19 protein-coding genes are annotated in these 17,262 nt (G+C 29.8%); all 19 read right to left on the bottom strand.

Features of this window, described 5'->3' with window-relative positions; translation table 11 throughout:
• Positions 1-12: 12 nt before the first annotated feature.
• Positions 13-1,104, bottom strand: coding sequence for a recombinase RecA (recA, locus tag GKF99_RS02900; protein WP_154254210.1), 1,092 nt, complete (start codon positions 1,102-1,104; stop codon positions 13-15).
• Positions 1,105-1,171: 67 nt separating this feature from the next.
• Positions 1,172-1,708 (bottom strand): CDP-diacylglycerol--glycerol-3-phosphate 3-phosphatidyltransferase, encoded by a 537-nt coding sequence (pgsA, locus tag GKF99_RS02895; RefSeq protein WP_154271119.1) that lies wholly within the window; start codon positions 1,706-1,708, stop codon positions 1,172-1,174.
• 1 nt (position 1,709) lies between these two features.
• Positions 1,710-3,932, bottom strand: coding sequence for a DNA translocase FtsK (locus GKF99_RS02890; protein WP_154272628.1), 2,223 nt, complete (start codon positions 3,930-3,932; stop codon positions 1,710-1,712).
• A gap of 2 nt (positions 3,933-3,934) precedes the next feature.
• The gene (gene dut / locus GKF99_RS02885; protein ID WP_094205675.1) at positions 3,935-4,366 is read right to left on the bottom strand and encodes a dUTP diphosphatase; all 432 of its coding nucleotides are present in this window, start codon (positions 4,364-4,366) and stop codon (positions 3,935-3,937) included.
• A 51-nt stretch (positions 4,367-4,417) separates the two neighbouring features.
• Complete coding sequence (locus tag GKF99_RS02880; RefSeq protein WP_154272627.1) at positions 4,418-6,562, bottom strand: polyribonucleotide nucleotidyltransferase; 2,145 nt, start codon at positions 6,560-6,562, stop codon at positions 4,418-4,420.
• Positions 6,563-6,608: 46 nt separating this feature from the next.
• Positions 6,609-6,875, bottom strand: coding sequence for a 30S ribosomal protein S15 (gene rpsO, locus GKF99_RS02875; protein WP_002838220.1), 267 nt, complete (start codon positions 6,873-6,875; stop codon positions 6,609-6,611).
• Positions 6,876-6,955: 80 nt separating this feature from the next.
• Complete coding sequence (locus tag GKF99_RS02870) at positions 6,956-7,882, bottom strand: bifunctional riboflavin kinase/FAD synthetase (protein WP_154272626.1); 927 nt, start codon at positions 7,880-7,882, stop codon at positions 6,956-6,958.
• Positions 7,873-8,736 (bottom strand): tRNA pseudouridine(55) synthase TruB, encoded by an 864-nt coding sequence (truB, locus tag GKF99_RS02865; protein WP_154272625.1) that lies wholly within the window; start codon positions 8,734-8,736, stop codon positions 7,873-7,875. The genes GKF99_RS02870 and truB overlap by 10 nt, the downstream gene beginning before the upstream one ends.
• Positions 8,720-9,688 carry a bifunctional oligoribonuclease/PAP phosphatase NrnA gene (locus GKF99_RS02860; protein ID WP_154272624.1) on the bottom strand — a complete coding sequence of 323 codons (969 nt, stop codon included), beginning with the start codon at positions 9,686-9,688 and terminating at the stop codon, positions 8,720-8,722. The genes truB and GKF99_RS02860 overlap by 17 nt, the downstream gene beginning before the upstream one ends.
• Positions 9,678-10,043 carry a 30S ribosome-binding factor RbfA gene (gene rbfA, locus GKF99_RS02855; protein ID WP_002836426.1) on the bottom strand — a complete coding sequence of 122 codons (366 nt, stop codon included), beginning with the start codon at positions 10,041-10,043 and terminating at the stop codon, positions 9,678-9,680. The genes GKF99_RS02860 and rbfA overlap by 11 nt, the downstream gene beginning before the upstream one ends.
• Before the next feature lie 7 nt (positions 10,044-10,050).
• Positions 10,051-12,354, bottom strand: a complete 2,304-nt coding sequence (gene infB / locus GKF99_RS02850) for a translation initiation factor IF-2 (protein ID WP_094205681.1) — start codon at positions 12,352-12,354, stop codon at positions 10,051-10,053.
• 18 nt (positions 12,355-12,372) lie between these two features.
• Positions 12,373-12,636 (bottom strand): YlxR family protein, encoded by a 264-nt coding sequence (locus GKF99_RS02845; RefSeq protein ID WP_094205682.1) that lies wholly within the window; start codon positions 12,634-12,636, stop codon positions 12,373-12,375.
• 25 nt (positions 12,637-12,661) lie between these two features.
• The gene (nusA, locus tag GKF99_RS02840) at positions 12,662-13,945 is read right to left on the bottom strand and encodes a transcription termination factor NusA (RefSeq protein WP_094205683.1); all 1,284 of its coding nucleotides are present in this window, start codon (positions 13,943-13,945) and stop codon (positions 12,662-12,664) included.
• Positions 13,946-13,954: 9 nt separating this feature from the next.
• Positions 13,955-14,419, bottom strand: a complete 465-nt coding sequence (gene rimP / locus GKF99_RS02835; RefSeq protein WP_002836434.1) for a ribosome maturation factor RimP — start codon at positions 14,417-14,419, stop codon at positions 13,955-13,957.
• Between the two features lie 106 nt (positions 14,420-14,525).
• Positions 14,526-14,939: a hypothetical protein gene (locus GKF99_RS02830; RefSeq protein ID WP_094205684.1), complete on the bottom strand. Its 414-nt coding sequence runs from the start codon at positions 14,937-14,939 to the stop codon at positions 14,526-14,528.
• Positions 14,939-15,922 (bottom strand): flotillin-like protein FloA, encoded by a 984-nt coding sequence (gene floA / locus GKF99_RS02825; RefSeq protein ID WP_094207136.1) that lies wholly within the window; start codon positions 15,920-15,922, stop codon positions 14,939-14,941. Before floA ends, GKF99_RS02830 begins: the two co-directional genes overlap by 1 nt.
• 1 nt (position 15,923) lies before the next feature.
• Entirely contained in the window at positions 15,924-16,541 is a 618-nt protein-coding gene (locus GKF99_RS02820; protein WP_094207137.1) for an NfeD family protein, read from the bottom strand.
• 106 nt (positions 16,542-16,647) lie between these two features.
• Positions 16,648-16,827 (bottom strand): 30S ribosomal protein S21, encoded by a 180-nt coding sequence (gene rpsU, locus GKF99_RS02815; RefSeq protein WP_002836438.1) that lies wholly within the window; start codon positions 16,825-16,827, stop codon positions 16,648-16,650.
• A 94-nt stretch (positions 16,828-16,921) separates the two neighbouring features.
• Positions 16,922-17,257: a histidine triad nucleotide-binding protein gene (locus tag GKF99_RS02810; protein WP_094203655.1), complete on the bottom strand. Its 336-nt coding sequence runs from the start codon at positions 17,255-17,257 to the stop codon at positions 16,922-16,924.
• Between the last annotated feature and the right edge of the window lie 5 nt (positions 17,258-17,262).

Genomic DNA, 17,262 nt, shown 5'->3' with positions numbered 1-17,262 from the left:
GTAATACTTGCCCTAGTCTAATTCATCCTCACTTATTTCGTTATTCGATTCGTCTTTTATATCATCGTTATTTTCTGTTTTGATAGCCTCTGAATCCTCTTTTGATCTTAATCCATAAAATTCATAAGTTTTATCGATAATTTCTTCTAGTATTTTTGGATTTTCTTCTAAAAATACTTTAGAGTTTTCTCGACCTTGTCCTAATTTTTCATCTTCATAACTGTACCAAGCACCTGCTTTTTTTACAACTTTGCAGTCAGTGGCTAAGTCTAATATTGTACCTATTTTAGAAATACCTTCTCCGTACATAATGTCGAATTCTACTTGTTTAAATGGAGGTGCTACTTTGTTTTTGACGATTTTAACTTTAGTACGATTTCCAACAATATCGTCACCTTTTCTAATAGCTTCTCCTCTTCTAATTTCAATTCTAACTGAAGAATAGAATTTTAAAGCTCTACCACCCGTTGTAACTTCTGGATTACCAAACATTATTCCAACTTTTTCTCTAAGTTGGTTAATGAAAATAACTGTACAATTGCTCTTGGAAATAACACCTGTTAATTTACGTAAAGCTTGAGACATTAGTCTTGCTTGTAGACCAACATGGCTGTCTCCCATATTTCCTTCTATTTCAGCTCTTGGAACTAGTGCTGCAACAGAGTCAATGATAATAATATCTACAGCAGAACTTCTTACAAGAGAATCACATATTCCTAAAGCTTGTTCACCTGTATCTGGTTGTGAAATGATAAGATTGTCTGTATCTACACCTAAGTTTTTAGCATAAATTGCGTCTAATGCGTGTTCAGCATCGATAAAAGCTGCAGTACCACCCATCTTTTGTGCTTCAGCAACTACATGGAGTGCCAAAGTTGTTTTACCAGAAGATTCAGGTCCATAAATTTCAATAACTCTACCTCTTGGTAAGCCACCTATTCCTAAAGCAACATCCAAATTTATAGCTCCAGTAGGAATAGCTTCGATATCTTTTTGAACATGATCTCCAAGTTTCATTATAGAGCCTTTTCCAAATTGTTTTTCAATGCTTGCAAAAGCTTCTCTTAAAGCTTGATCTTTTTCAGATCCATTAGAAAAATCCATGACTACCTCCTAAAATTTAAACAGAACATAAGTTCTTGTGTTTATTATACCACAAACCAAAAAATAATTATATATTTTTTAAATCTAATACATTAACATTCTTAAAAATATAATCACATAAGCTGATTACAGTTAATACAATCGATATATAATATAGGTACATATCTAAAGCAAACCCTAATTTATCCCCAGTATTAATCAAAATTAAAACAATAGCGACAAATTGTGTCATAGTTTTTGATTTTCCCCAATAACTTGCTGCTAATGTAACTCCATTAGATGCAGCTAATATTCTGAAACCGCTAATAGTAAGTTCTCTTAATACAACTATAACCACGCTCCATGCAGGAACTTTTCCTAGTTGTACTAGGACAATTAATGCACTGCAACTCAACATTTTGTCTGCTAATGGATCCATAAACTTTCCAAATGTAGTAACTAAATTTTTCCTTCTAGCGAGTTGACCATCAATAAAATCTGTTATTGCAGAGATTATAAATATTAACGCAGGTATATAATTGTCTGTTTTGAATACTAGTAATGATGCCACAAAAAATGGTATTAAAATAACTCTTAATGTTGTAAACTTATTTGCAATATTCATATCAATCACGTCTTTCTAAATAATCTTTAGGTATTAAAATTTTTCTAGGTTTGCTTCCCTCACTAGGACCAACAATACCTTTTTCTTCCATTTGATCTATAATTCTTCCCGCTCTAGCATATCCTATTTTTAATTTTCTTTGCAATAGAGAAATTGATGCAGAATCTTCATTCAAAATAATTTCTACAGCATCTGTAAATAGAATATCTGTATCGTCATCTTCAAGATCAATACTCTCTGATTTATCTATGTCTTCTATGATTTCTTCCTTATAATTAGTTTCATTTTTATTTATTAAAAATTTAACTACATTATCGACTTCTTCATCAGAAATAAAAGCTCCTTGAACCCTACTAGGTTTTGCCATTGATGATGGGAAAAATAACATATCGCCTCTTCCTATAAGCTTTTCTGCACCAGATTGATCTAAAATAGTCCTAGAATCGATTTGGCTACTAACAGCAAAAGAAATTCTAGACGGTACATTTGCTTTTATTGTACCAGTAATTACATCCACTGTTGGTCTTTGAGTTGCAATAATTAGATGGATACCACACGCTCTTGCCATTTGAGCTAGTCTGCAAATAGCGTCTTCAACATCATTTGCTGAGACCATCATCAAATCACTTAACTCATCTATAATAATAACAATATATGGTAGTTTTTCAAGTTCATCATTTTTATTTTTCTTATTATAAGCTTTGATATCTCGAACGTGATTTTCTGAAAATATTTGGTATCTTCTTTCCATTTCCCTTACAGCCCAGTTCAAAGCAGCACTTGCCTTTTTTGGATCTGTAACAACCGGTATAGCAAGATGTGGAATATTATTGTATATACTCAATTCGACAACTTTTGGATCAATCAATATAAGTTTTACATCATTTGGATTTGACTTATACAAAATACTCATTATTATGGTATTGATGCAAACAGATTTACCACTACCAGTAGCTCCTGCTATAAGTAGGTGTGGCATCTTATCAACAGAAGTTACAATACATTTCCCAGAAATATCTTTTCCTAAAGCTATTGGCATCAATGATTTTTCTTTTACAAAATTATCAGACATTAAAATCTCTTTTAACATTACAGAATTTTTAACGTCATTTTCTACTTCAATTCCCACTACAGATTTACCGGGAATTGGAGCTTGTATTCTAATTCCACTTGTAGCTAAAGAAAGTGATAGGTCATCTGCTAGATTCACTATTCTTGAGACTTTCACACCTGCCTTAGGCTCTAATTCATAGCAAGTAACCGTAGGACCTCTATCGATTTGAACAACAGTCGCATCTATTGAAAAGTTTTTTAAAGTTTCTTCAATCATTTTTGCTTTCTGTAAAACAGAATCATCATTATCTTCCGCATATTCAGCATTTTTCAAAAGTTCTAATAGTGGAAAAGTATAATTACTTTGTCCAGAAAATTCACCAAAATCTATAACAGAAAGCTGTTCTCCAGATTCTTTTTCATTCGATTTATAATCGTTGAGTTTTGGTTTTGGAGGTTCATATTCTGTAGATTTATTTAAATCAGACTTTTCTTTAATAGGATTTTTAGAAATTCTTTCTTTTATAGGTTTATTTTGCTTAATCTCGTGTGATTTTTCGATACTTTTATTTTTTTTGTTCTTTTTATTTTTTGTTTTTATATCTATTAATGTCTTTTTAACAAAAGTAAAAATTTCTTGAAATAACTCTTTTAAAGTTAAATTAATTATTGCAGATATAAAAAACAAAGAACAAAAAACGAGTGCAACATATAAACCTATGTAGCCTATAGCAATGTTTAATATTGATGCTATAATAGCTCCAATTACTCCAATACCACTGTAGTCATTTGCTAAATTTAAATTCAAATCAATCCTTTGATTAATATTAAGATTTGGATAGTTTGATATATTAATTAAACTCATTACGAATATTGAAGAAACAGCCAATATATAAGTAATTTTTCTTAGTTTATTTCCATGGTTTATATCAGATATCGTCGATATTGTATACAGTATACCTAATGATATAAAAACGTATGAAAAGATGCCAAAAGTATTAAAGTATATATTTTTTACAATAATTCCCAAAACACCAACTCTACTACTAGCCATAAAAATAAGTGAAATAATTAACACTAATATAATTATTAATTTTGTCGAAGAGTTAGCATTTTTTTTTCTATTAGATTTTGATTGAGTTTTGTTTCGTGATTTAGTATTTCTAGCCATAATTAGTAGCCTGTATGGCCAAATCCGCCATCATTTCTATCTGTAGCATCTAATACTTCAACTTCGTCAAATTGAATATTTTCGTATTTTTGAAGTATCATTTGACAAATTCTATCTCCAGATGAAATTGTATATTCCTCATTCGACAAATTGACTACAGGAATTTTTAATTCTCCTCTGTAATCACTGTCTATAGTACCAACACAATTTATCAGAGTTATTCCATGTTTAATACTCAAACCACTTCTTGGTCTGATTTGAACCTCATAACCTTCTGGAATTGCAATATATATTCCAGTAGGTACAAGAGTTCTTTCAAGTGGTTTTAAAGTTATATCATTTTCAGTATAAGCTCTCAAATCCATACCACTAGACCCAATTGTTGAATATTTTGGTAGAGGGTTATTAGATTTATTAATTATTTTAACTTTCATAATGTCCCCTTTCAAAAATATAGTTGAGTAATAAAATTACTCAACTATTAATTATTTATCTTCTGTATTTTGATCTTCAGATTTTTTATCAAAATTCTTTTTTTCTTTTCTTTCTGGTTTTGGTAAAAGAGCTTTTCTGGATAATGTCATCTTACCTTGATCATCTATATCCATAAGTTTTACCATAATTTCATCGTTTTCTTTTAAAACATCTTCAACTTTATTAGTTCTTTCATGAGCTATATTAGAAATGTGAAGAAGACCTTCTTTTCCAGGTAATATTTCAACAAAAGCACCAAAATTCATAATCTTAGTAACCTTTCCTAAATATTTTTCACCGATTTCTGGTTCTCTAACTATTTCTTTAATCATATCTATAGCTCTTTGTGCACTTTCAGTGTTTTCACCAGCTACTGTAATTTTACCATCATCTTCAGTATCTATTTTAACGCCAGTTTCATCAATAATTTTGTTTATGACTTTTCCACCTGGTCCAATAACTTCTCTTACTTTTTCAGGTGCAATATTAATTACCATAATTCTAGGAGCATACTTTGAAATTTCTTTATTTGGTTCACTTATACATTCGTTCATTAACGATAATATATGAAGTCTACCAACTCTAGCTCTTTCTAGAGCTTCAGTTAATATTTCTTCAGAAATTCCAGTAATTTTAATATCCATTTGCAATGCAGTTATACCATCTTTTGTACCTGCAACTTTAAAATCCATATCTCCTAAGTGATCTTCCAAACCTTGAATATCGGAAAGAATTACAACATTATCATCTTCCTTAATCAATCCCATGGCAATACCTGCAACAGGCTCTTTTATTGGAACACCTGCATCTAGTAAACTAAGAGTTGAACCGCATACAGATGCTTGAGAACTAGAACCGTTTGAACTTAATACTTCAGATACTACTCTTATTGTGTATGGGAATTCTTCTTCTGATGGAATTACAGGTAATAAAGCTCTTTCAGCTAAAGCGCCGTGACCAATTTCACGTCTACCTGGACTTCTTAAAGGTCTTGCATCTCCAACAGAGTAAGGTGGGAAGTTGTATTGATGCATATATCTTTTATCTTCTTGTTCAATTAGTCCATCTAGTACTTGTGCATCAGATGGAGTTCCTAATGTTGTAACAGATAAAACTTGAGTTTGACCTCTTTTAAACAGACCTGAACCATGTGGTCTTGGCAATATATCAACATCACAAGTTATTTCTCTAATTTGATCAAGTTTTCTATTATCAGGTCTGATATGATCTTCTAAAATTAAGCGTCTTACTTCTGATTTTTCTAAATCATCGTATATAGTAGAAACTTTTGAAGCTATACTTTCATCATATTTTTCAACAAAATGATCCACTACATCTTTTTTAAGAGTATTAATGTGATCTTCTCTATCTAATTTATCTTCATTAACTGTAATTTTCTTCAAATCTTCAATGCAGAATGATTTAACTTCTTCATCTAACTCTACATTTTTTTCTGGTTGAACGAATTCTTGTTTTGGCTTACCACATTCTTTTTGAATTGATTCAATAAATTCACATATTTTTTTGATTTCTTCATGTGCTCTAAGTATAGCTTTTAAAACTTGTTGTTCAGTAATATTATTGCATCCAGCTTCAACCATCATAATAGCATCTTTAGTACCAGCGACAGTTAATTCAAGATCAGACTTATCTCTTTGTTCTTGCGTAGGATTTATAATAAATTCACCATCAATCATTCCTACAGCTACAGAACCAGTAGGTCCTAAGAAAGGAATATCTGAAATGCTCAATGCAATAGATGATCCTATCATAGCTAAAATATCGGGAGTATTATCTTGATCCACAGAAAGCGCAGTAGCTATAACTTGTACATCATTATGATATCCTTCAGGGAATAATGGTCTTAAAGGTCTATCGATTAATCTAGCAGTTAATGTAGCTTTTTCACTAGGTCTACCTTCACGCTTTATAAATCCTCCTGGAATTTTTCCTACAGAATAAAGTTTTTCTTCAAAATCGCATGTTAATGGGAAGAAATCAACTCCCTCACGTGGCTCTTTTGATCCTACAGCAGTAACTAGAAGTACAGTTTCTCCAGATTGAATTAAACATGCTCCATTAGCTTGTTCAGCAACTTTACCAATTGTAACTTCTATTTTTTTACCGCATAAATCATATTCATATTTTTTTATCATATATTCTCCTTATAAATAAAAAGAGCGGAAAAACCCGCTCTTTCAATTATCTTCTAATGTTTAATCTTTTAATTAAATCACGGTATCTTTCAATGTCTTTATTGCTAAGATAGTTAAGAAGATTTCTTCTTTTACCGATCATTTTGAAAAGACCTCTTCTTGAATGGTGATCATTCTTATGAGACTTTAAATGTTCAGTTAAGTAGTTTATTCTGTAAGTCAATAAAGCTACTTGAACTTCTGGAGAACCAGTGTCTCCTTCTTTTGTTTGGTATTCTTTGATTATTTCTTCTTTGATTTCTTTGTTGTACATAATTTCCTCCATAAATTTAATATTCACCATTACAGCGATATCGTTGAGGTTTCGAATATCAATGTAACAGTAGTACTTATTTATATTATCATATAATCTTCTAATTGTAAATCTAAATCTTGGTTTTTTGCAAAATTATAATCGCTTTTTAATTTATTGATAAGTTCAATCTCAGAATTAAATTTTACATTATCTCTTATTTTTTTTATGAATACTAATGTCAAAATTTTTCCATACAAATCACCTTTAAAGTCTAAAATATGAGTTTCAATTTTAACATCATGCTCATCGTAGGTAAGATTTTCTCCTACAGAAGTTATGCCTTTGTATATTTTGTTATCATAAATAACATTAGTATAATAAACTCCTTCTGCTGGTATAATATATTCTTTGCATTCCAAATTGGCAGTAGGATAACCTAAATTTCTTCCTCTATGTTTACCATCGACGACAATTCCCATAATACTAAATGGTCTGTAGAGCATTGAATTAGCATTCTCAACGTCTCCACTCATTAAAAATTTACGAATTGTTGTCGATCTAATAGGTACACTTTTAATAAATTGGTCATCTATAGTGTAGAGCTTATAATTAAAAACTTTTTGAAAATCTTCTAAAGTAGATACATTACCAGATGCATTAATTCCGAATTTGAAATCTTTGCCCACAACTAAATTTTTGAAATTAGTATGTTCTTTTACATAATCTAAAAACTCTTCAGGCTTAAGGGATAAAAAAGCTTTATCAAATGACTTGATTAAGCAGTAATCTACATTCATTCTTTTTAATATATTTATTTTATCATCCGTTGTTAATATGTTTTTAAACTTATCATCTTCTAAAATTTCTGAAGTATGTGACTTGAATATAATAACCCCTGATTTACCTAAGCTAACACATTTATTTATAAGTTTTTGATGTGCTAAATGTAATCCGTCAAAATTTCCTAAAGTGATAGCATCAATATTAATTTTTACGTTATCTTTGTCTAAATCAATTATTTGCATATATCAAATACCTTATTCATTTTTAAAATATTATCTTCAATACTGCCGATTCCAATAAATTTATTCTTACAAACTACTTTGACATTATCAATGTTTTCGTGGTTGATGTTCACTCTAACACCATTGGTAATTTTTTTATATAAATTATCATCAAGTTCGATAGATTTCATTTCTGTCAAACTTTCGTAGACTGAAAATGATACATCTTCAATGTTACATTTTCTAAGCGACTCTATTTTTACTGAATCTTTTATGTCGAAACCTCCAGAATTTACTCTGATAAGTGATTTCATGTATGCTAATCTATCTAATTTTTTGGCAATATCTTCAATCAAAACTCTAATATACGTTCCCTTAGAACATCTAACTTTGATTATACATGAATTTTCTAGAAGATGTAATGGTTCAATATTATAAATTGTAATTTTTCTGGATTTCCTCTTAATTTCTTTGTTTTCTCTTGCGTATTCATAAAGTTTTTTTCCATTTACTTTAACCGCGGAATACATCGGAGGTACTTGTTCAATGGTTTTACCATTTAAATCATCTAAAATTTGTTTTAATTTTTCTTTATCGTATGTTTTCTCAGAAAAACCTGTGACATTACCAGATAAATCAAGAGTATCTGTACTTGTACCAAAACACATTTCAAATATATATGTTTTACCATATTCCATTAGATATTCTGTTATTTTAGTTCCTTTTCCAACGCCTAATAACAAAACTCCGGTAGCGTCAGGATCTAGAGTACCAGCGTGTCCGATCTTCTTAGTTTTTAAAATTCCTTTACATATAGAAACAACATCTTGAGATGTATATCCCTTTTCCTTAAAAACATTAATTACACAATCCATATCTATCAATTTCTTCTTTTATTTTATTTGAAACTGTCTCAAAATCCCCTGTAATTCTTGTAGCAGCAGCATTCTTATGACCACCTCCACCAAGATTTTTGGCAATTAATCCTACATCAATATTTCCCTTGCTTCTGAAACTTACCTTGTACTCATTTTCAGTTTGTTGTTTAATTAATACTGATATTTTGATTTTGTCAGTATCTCTGAAAGTATTAATTACACTATCAATATCTGAAATTTCAACATTGTACTTATTTAATTGATCTATCATTACAAAACCAATTGCAACATAATCATTATAAATTTCAGTCTTGGATAAGATTTCATTTTCTAAAAGTTGTGCTTCAAATTTTTTTGATTGATAAATTAATTCATTGATTTTCATCATGTCAGCACCATTTTCAACTAATTTAGAAGCTTTAGCTAATGTATCTGCAGTTGTAGCAGAATATAAAAATCTTCCAGTATCAGTTGAAATTCCTGTTAAAAGTGACATCGAAATTTCTTCATCAATTGGTAGATTTACTTCGTTTATTACATCAAATACTAATTCGCAAGTTGAGCTATATCCTTTTTTTACTATGTTAACGTCACCGTAAAACTCATTACTTTGATGATGGTCAATATTTATTCTGTATTTTGCTTTGTTAAATAACTCATCAATCTTACCTAATCTCTCATAATTAGCACAATCTAGACAAATTATCATATTAATATTAATATCTGTATTATCTGATAGCAAATCCAAATTAGGAAGAAATTTTAAATTTTCAGGAATTTTGTCAAACTCAATAGGATATACCTTTTTCCCTAAATTTAGTAAACTTTTTGATAAAGCAGTTAGTGAGCCTAAGTTATCACCATCTGGGTCTAAGTGAGAAATTAGAGCAATTGAATTTGCATCCTTCAATTGCTCTTTAAATTTCAAGATTTCATCATTAATCTTCATTATAATTTTCCTCGTGAATTGATTTTATTAGATTTTCAATATGCATACTTTGCTCACTAGTTTCATCAATTTTGAAAATCAGTTGTGGCACATGTCTTAAATCTACACTTTCACCAATTTGTTTTTTTAAGAATCCTTTTGCTTTATTCAATCCTTCAAGAGTTTGTTTTTTCTTTTCATCATCGCCTATTACCGCTATATATACTGTAGCAAAACTCAAATCATTTGTTACTTTTACGTCTGTAACAGAAACATTTAGTTTGTCAATCCTAGGATCTTTTAGTGAATTAATTATAGAACTTGAAATAACTTTTTTGATTTCTGATGAAATTCTTCTTACTCTTTTAATATTCATAATTCTCCTATCTTTGTACTTCGTTTAGTACATATGCTTCCAGTACATCTCCTGGTTTAATGTCATTATAATTTTCTAAACCCATTCCGCCTTCGTAGCCTTGAGTTAATTCTTTAACATCGTCTTTATATCTCTTCAAAGAAGAAATAGGACCTTCGAAAATTAATATTTCATCTCTCAACAAACGAACGACAGCATTTCTTGTTACTTTTCCTGTATTAACATACACACCGGCAACAGTACCCACTCCCGGTACTTTGAACGTATCTCTAACTGTAGCTCTACCTAAAACTTCTTCTTGATATTGAGGTTTTAACATACCAGTGATTGCATTTTTTACATCTTCTATGGCATCATATATAACTCTATATGTTCTGATTTCTATAGATTCATTTTTTGCCATATCCAAAGCCACTTGAGTTGGTCTTACATTAAATCCGATTATTATAGCACTTGATGCAGATGCTAAGTTAACATCAGATTCAGTAATACCACCGACAGCACCGTGAATTATATTAACTTTTACTTCATCATTGCTTAATTTTATTAATGATTGTTTAATAGCGTCAATTGTACCTTTAACATCAGTTTTTATTATAATATTAAGATCTTTAGTTTCTCCGTCTGAAATTTTTCCAAATAACTCGTCTAAGTTCACGTTTGAAGAAGACTTGATTTGTTCTTCACGGTTATGGTCTTTTATTTTTTGAGCATAATTTCTAGCTTCTTTTTCATCTTTGACAGCGTATATCATATCGCCAGCTTCAGGTACTTCGTTTAAACCTAAAATCAATACTGGTGTTGAAGGACCTGCTTTTTTAACTTGCTTTCCTTGATCATTAAACATAGCTCTGATACGACCACTTGCTTGTCCACTAAATACCATATCTGAATGTTTTAGAGTACCTTTTTGCACCAAAATTGTAGCAGTTGGACCTCTTCCCTTGTCTAACTGAGCTTCAATTACAGTACCTACAGCAAGTCTATTTGGATTAGCTTTTAGTTCTTCCATTTCTGCGACCATTAAAATCATTTCAAGTAATTCATCAATACCTTCACCTGTTCTAGCAGAAACTGGAACTAAAACTGTATCTCCACCCCAGTCTTCAGGTACCAATCCATTTTCAGCTAATTCAGTTTTTACTCTTTCGATATTAGCATTTTCTTTATCTATTTTATTAACAGCGACAATTATTGGAACGCCTGCAGCTTTTGAGTGATTTATAGCTTCCACAGTTTGAGGCATTACACCATCATCTGCAGCAACTACCAATATTGAAACATCTGTTACTTGTGCCCCTCTACTTCTCATTGCTGTAAAAGCTTCGTGACCTGGTGTATCTAAAAATACTATTTTTTTGTCGTTAACTCTAATAGTATACGCACCTATATGTTGTGTAATTCCTCCGGCTTCTCTACCAGCTACTCTAGAATTTCTAATTCTGTCAAGTATAGATGTTTTACCATGGTCAACGTGTCCCATTACAGTGATGACAGGTGGTCTTTCTTTTAAATCCTCATCCTTATCTTCAAAATCTAGGTTAAACACGTCATCGTCATCAAAATCTTCGACTTCATCTTGTTCAACGATAACATTGAATTCACCAGCTACTAAACTAGCAGTATCAAAATCAATTTCTTGGTTTTGATTTGCCATTATACCTAATTCCATTAGTTTCATTATTAATTCACTAATAGATACACTTATTTTTTCAGATAAATCTTTTACTGTAATTGTAGGTTGAATAATAAATTTCTTAGGTTCTTTTGGCTCATTCTTGATGACCTCTTCTTTTTTATTTTTATTATAATTTTTATTATTTCTATTGTTCTTGTTATTTGTATTATTTTTATTATTGTTAGAATTTTTATTTTTGTTATTTTTAAAATTCTTATTCTTTTTCTTATCTTTAGAATCATGCTTTTCATTCATTTCAGATTTGTTTTTATGTTTTATCTTATCGAAATGAGATACAGATTCATCATCATTATTTCTTGGATGTTTTGGTTTAAATCTTTTTTTAGAATTATCATCTTGTTTATTAGCTTCAGTATGCGATTTACTTTCCACGTTTTCTTTTGAAATTTTATTTACATCTTGTCTATTTTCTTTTTTTGAATTACTGTTCTTTTGATTATTTTGAACTTTTTTTGGTTTTTCATAAAAAGATTTAACTTTTGATATTTGGTCTTTATCTAATGTTGACATGTGACTTTTAACTTCTATTTTGTTTTCTTTTAATTTGTTCATTAAGTCTTTTGTTGAAACATTCAATTGTTTTGCCAATTCATATACTCTTATCTTTTCCATACAAAGACCTCCTTTTGATTAATCTTCTACATGGTTAATTAACTCCTCATATATAAGTGCGTCTACATCTGTTTTTAAAACCTGATTTAGTCTTCTGTTTTTCTTTGCCTTGTTTATACATTTTAAATCCTTGCATAAATAAGCCCCTCTGCCATTTTTCTTATTTGTCAAATCTACAGAAACTCCGTCTTCTTTATTAAAAACAACTCTCATTAGTTCTTGCTTTGGTTTATTTTCACCACAAACAACACATTTTCTTAAAGGAATTTTTTTAGTTTTCATTTAATACTCCAAAACTTAAATACATTTAATTTTCAGAATCTTCTGCAATTTCAGTGTTTTCGGATTCTAAAGAATTATCTTCTTCAGTATCCTCAATATCTTCAATTTCTTCAATTTCTTCTATATCATCTGATTCATGATATTTAATTTTATCAAAAACTTTTTCTTTATCTTCATCTCTAACTTCAATACCATTAGATTCTAGAAAATCTACTTCTCCATCGAATTCAACAGACAAGCTACCATCACCATAAGATTCTAAGTATTGGTTGAGTCCTTTGATGTCTATTTTCCAGTTCGTTAACTTAGCTGCAAGTCTAGCGTTTTGTCCTTCTTTTCCTATAGCTAAAGATAATTGATCTTCTGAAACAATTACACGGCATATTTTTTGAGCTTCGTCAATGAATGTAGCTATAACTTCAGATGGACTTAAACTATTAGATATGAAAGTATTAATATCTTTTGACCAAATAACAATATCAAGTTTTTCGCCATTCAACTCATCCACAATAGACTTAACTCTGGTTCCACTGAAACCTACACATGAGCCAACTGGATCAACATTTTCATCATTACTGAATACCGCGATCTTAGTTCTTGAGCCAGGTTCCCTTGCAACGCTAAAAATCTCAACAGTTCCATCATTTATTTCCGGAACTTCTAATTCAAATAATCTTTTTATTAGAGAATTATCTGTCCTTGATAATATTATTTGAGCTCCTTTTGTAGTGTTCTTGACCTCTTTAATAAAAAGTTTTAATCTTTTGTTAGGAGTATATTCTTCAGATTTTATTTGTTCTGAAACTGGTATTATACCTTCTACTCTACCCAAATCTATATAGACAATTCCACGTTCAACACGTTGAACTGTTCCAGTGATTATTTCTTTTTCTCTGTCAATAAATTCGTTATAAATATTATCACGTTCTGCATCTTTTAGTTTTTGAATAACAATATTTCTAGCAGTTTGAGCAGCTATTCTTCCGAAGTTTTTAGGTGTTATTTCAATTTTCACTTTATCACCTAAATCGTATTTACGTTTAATAGTCTTAGCTTCTTCTAAACTTATTTCAGTATTTTTGTCTTCAACATTTTCAACAACAGTTTTGATTGCATATAAATTCACCTTACCGTTGTCTCTATTTATGTTAACTTCTACAGAACTTTCTTCGTTTTCATGGTCTTGATAATCAAAATTTTTCTCATAGCTTTTAATCAATGCTTTTTCTAAAGCATCGAAAACAACTTCTCTTGGTATTTTTTTTGATTTTTCTAATTCATCAAGAGCTTTTATAAAATCATTGTTCATATATTACTATCAATCGAATAACGAAAGCTTAATCGATGATATATTACTCCTTTCAATTTTAATTTGATTTTTTTCTAATTCCAAAGATATTTCTTGATCATTGAAATCTTTTAAAATACCTTTGAACTCTTTCTTACTATCTAATTTTTGATATAAATTTACTATTACAACATTCCCTAAATTTTTTTTGAAATCTTTATCTCTAGTAAATGGTGTAGTTATATCTACTGATGCAATTTCTAAATAATAGGGATCTGAAATAGGATCTATTTCGTCTAATTTGTCAGTTATTCTATTATTTATTAACTCACAATCATCAATTGATATTAGACCTTCATCCTTTTCAATGTAAAAAGTCAAAATATTTTTTCCATTTTGATTTGAATATTCTACATCATAAAAGTCGATTCCAGTATCTTCAATTAAAGGGCTGAGATCATTATTCATAAGTTCCCTAAGATATTTCTTATTCATATATCTCCTTTTCGTAAATTATTTAAATAAATAAGAGTGGGATTCCCCACTCTTAGCCACAATTTATTCTAAACTAATTGTATCATAATTAATCATAATAATCAAACTATCTTCTATTTCTTAAAGACAAAGGCTTATCAATTATTTCTTTCATAATGATAGCTTTTTTTAATTCATCTTTATGTTTAAATTCATCATTAATCTCAACTCTAATCAATTCTAATTCGTCGTTTTTTTCTTCGAAAAAATCTTTATCAATTAATTTTTGATTTTCTTTTCTATTATTTGTTTGCTCAAAATTATTGATATTATTTTGATTGTATTGAGAATTGTTTGATTTATTATAAGATAATTTGGTATTTGATTTATCTTTTCTTAAATCTTCTAATGTCTTTTTCTTGCGATAATCCTTACGGTTAAAGTTTTTTTGGTAACGTCTAGAACTACTCATGTGAATAAAATAATTAGCGAAAAACTTTACAACTATTATCGTAATTACAAGAGATAGAAAAGAAAACATTACTTATCATCCTCTTTAATTTTTTCGCTATTTCCAGAAATAGCCTGTCTCATCTCAGTATCACTTATAATATTTTTCATATTATAATAATCCAAGACTCCCAAATTACCAGATTCTAAAGCTTTAGCTATAGCTAGTGGAACCTTTGATTCACTTTCAACTACTTTTGCTCTCATTGAACGAACTTCTGCTATCATTTCTTGTTCTTTTGCAACAGCCATAGCTCTTCTTTCTTCTGCTTTTGCTTGAGCAATTCGTTTGTCCGCCTCTGCTTGATCTGTTTGTAGTTTCGCTCCAATATTTCTTCCTACATCGACATCTGCTATATCAATAGAAAGTATTTCAAATGCAGTTCCTGAATCCAATCCTTTGTTCAATACAGTTTTTGAGATTGAATCTGGATTTTCAAGAACAGATGTATGAGATTCTGATGAACCTACAGTAGTTACAATACCTTCACCAACTCTAGCTATTATAGTTTCTTCTCCTGCACCACCAATTAATCTTTCAATGTTTGCTCTAACAGTAACTTTGGCCTTAACAATAACTTCAATACCGTTCATTGCAACTGCTGCAATGTTTGGAGTTTCAATTACTTTTGGGTTAACAGAAACTTGTACTGCTTCTAATACATTTCTACCAGCTAAATCAATAGCTGCTGCTCTTTCAAATTCTAACTCAATATCTGCTCTTTGTGCAGCGATTAATGCATTTACTAAAGTATTTACATTACCACCTGCTAGATAATGCGCTTCAAGTTGATTAGTAGTTAGATTTAATCCTGCTTTTGTTGCTTTTATAAGTGGATTTATAATGTTTTTAGGAATAACTCTACGTAATCTCATACCAATTAATTGTGAGATTTTAACGTGGACTCCTGAAAACTGAGCAGTAACCCATAAACCTACAGGAACTAACGAAAAGAATACTAATAGCAATATAACTATTAATATAGGTAATAAAAATGGAATTTCAAATGGCATTTTACACTCTCCTTACTATAATTTTAAAATCTTTTATTTCACTAACAACAACTTCGCACCCTTTCGGAATAAAATCTCCCCTAGTAATAGCGTCAATATAATCGCCATCTATTTCGATTTTGCCGCTCGGCCTCAAAGGTGTTATAGTAATTCCTTTTTTGTTCAAGTATTTTTTTGATGACTGAGTAAATGATTTTGAATTAGTTTCATTTAAAACAAATTTATTGAATTTACTTGAGTCAAAATCTTTACTTAAAAATACTAATATAAACAAAACATCAATTGTTATGGCAATAACTACTGTCAAAAATGCTAGGTACAGATTATTAATAATCATGCTTATTCCTACAATTATTGATAAGACACCCACAATTCCAGCAATAAAACCACCTGGAACTATTAGTTCTAATCCTACGAATAAGAGCCCTATTAAAAATACTAATATACCCACTATGTTGATATCACCGTGATTATAATAAGACAAAATAAATAGAACAGAAAAAACAGCAGTTAGAACACCGTATTTAATCTTCTTATTTGATAACATAAGCAGTGTGATACAAATAAATGTTACTGCTAAAAAAATCATACTTAAAATATGATTAGAAAATATATCCATAGAAAACGATAACACCTCCTAAATAATCTTTATAACACAATTATACACTAAATAAAGCAATAAAAAAAGATTCCTATAAGGAATCTTTCATTAAATATCAATTTCATTAGAAATTTCTTTTTTTTCTTTTAGCTGCTTCAGATTTTTTCTTTTTCTTTACGCTAGGCTTTTCATAATGTTCTCTTTTTCTATATTCAGATAAAACTCCAGATCTAGCACATTGTCTTTTAAATCTTTTTATAGCATTATCTAATGATTCGTTTTCTCCTACTTTAATTTCTGACATGGTTTCCCTCCCCTCTTTATTGCAAGAATGCTCACAAAAGAGCAGAATTTATACCAAAATAGTATAACACAATTCTAATAAAATAACAATATTTTTATGGCCAGCTAAGTTTTTTCTTACCTAACACGTGAAAATGCATGTGATGTACTGTTTGTCCACCATCTTCTCCACAGTTATTTACTATTCTATAGCCAGACTTATCAATATCGAACTCTTTTGCTAGTTTTGCAATTACTTCAAATATATGAGCAACAATTTGTGAATTTGATTCATCAATATCATTAGCACCAGAAATGTGTTCTTTAGGTATAACTAAAAAATGTACTGGAGTAACAGGATTGATGTCGTGAAAAGCGTATACCAAATCATCTTCATATATTTTTTTAGAAGGTATTTCTCCATTAACTATTTTACAAAATACACAGTCCATGACTC

Source organism: Finegoldia sp. BIOML-A2 (genome assembly GCF_009678315.1).
GTDB classification, from domain to species: domain Bacteria; phylum Bacillota; class Clostridia; order Tissierellales; family Peptoniphilaceae; genus Finegoldia; species Finegoldia magna.
Note: the sequence above shows the minus strand (reverse complement) of the source record. Positions and strands in the feature narration are given on the sequence as shown.

What these genes read in the sequence shown, in the direction of transcription:
- nusA (WP_094205683.1), bottom strand. Translation starts at nt 13,945, where the DNA reads ATGAACAATGATTTTATAAAAGCTCTTGATGAATTAGAAAAATCAAAA.
- floA (WP_094207136.1), bottom strand. Translation starts at nt 15,922, where the DNA reads ATGCCATTTGAAATTCCATTTTTATTACCTATATTAATAGTTATATTG.
- GKF99_RS02810 (WP_094203655.1), bottom strand. Translation starts at nt 17,257, where the DNA reads ATGGACTGTGTATTTTGTAAAATAGTTAATGGAGAAATACCTTCTAAA.
- GKF99_RS02820 (WP_094207137.1), bottom strand. Translation starts at nt 16,541, where the DNA reads ATGGATATATTTTCTAATCATATTTTAAGTATGATTTTTTTAGCAGTA.
- rpsU (WP_002836438.1), bottom strand. Translation starts at nt 16,827, where the DNA reads ATGTCAGAAATTAAAGTAGGAGAAAACGAATCATTAGATAATGCTATA.
- GKF99_RS02860 (WP_154272624.1), bottom strand. Translation starts at nt 9,688, where the DNA reads ATGAAGATTAATGATGAAATCTTGAAATTTAAAGAGCAATTGAAGGAT.
- GKF99_RS02890 (WP_154272628.1), bottom strand. Translation starts at nt 3,932, where the DNA reads ATGGCTAGAAATACTAAATCACGAAACAAAACTCAATCAAAATCTAAT.
- rbfA (WP_002836426.1), bottom strand. Translation starts at nt 10,043, where the DNA reads ATGAATATTAAAAGAGTAAGAAGAATTTCATCAGAAATCAAAAAAGTT.
- pgsA (WP_154271119.1), bottom strand. Translation starts at nt 1,708, where the DNA reads ATGAATATTGCAAATAAGTTTACAACATTAAGAGTTATTTTAATACCA.
- infB (WP_094205681.1), bottom strand. Translation starts at nt 12,354, where the DNA reads ATGGAAAAGATAAGAGTATATGAATTGGCAAAACAATTGAATGTTTCA.
- recA (WP_154254210.1), bottom strand. Translation starts at nt 1,104, where the DNA reads ATGGATTTTTCTAATGGATCTGAAAAAGATCAAGCTTTAAGAGAAGCT.
- GKF99_RS02870 (WP_154272626.1), bottom strand. Translation starts at nt 7,882, where the DNA reads ATGCAAATAATTGATTTAGACAAAGATAACGTAAAAATTAATATTGAT.
- dut (WP_094205675.1), bottom strand. Translation starts at nt 4,366, where the DNA reads ATGAAAGTTAAAATAATTAATAAATCTAATAACCCTCTACCAAAATAT.
- GKF99_RS02845 (WP_094205682.1), bottom strand. Translation starts at nt 12,636, where the DNA reads ATGAAAACTAAAAAAATTCCTTTAAGAAAATGTGTTGTTTGTGGTGAA.
- GKF99_RS02830 (WP_094205684.1), bottom strand. Translation starts at nt 14,939, where the DNA reads ATGTTTTCTTTTCTATCTCTTGTAATTACGATAATAGTTGTAAAGTTT.
- rimP (WP_002836434.1), bottom strand. Translation starts at nt 14,419, where the DNA reads ATGAATAAGAAATATCTTAGGGAACTTATGAATAATGATCTCAGCCCT.
- rpsO (WP_002838220.1), bottom strand. Translation starts at nt 6,875, where the DNA reads ATGTACAACAAAGAAATCAAAGAAGAAATAATCAAAGAATACCAAACA.
- GKF99_RS02880 (WP_154272627.1), bottom strand. Translation starts at nt 6,562, where the DNA reads ATGATAAAAAAATATGAATATGATTTATGCGGTAAAAAAATAGAAGTT.
- truB (WP_154272625.1), bottom strand. Translation starts at nt 8,736, where the DNA reads ATGGATTGTGTAATTAATGTTTTTAAGGAAAAGGGATATACATCTCAA.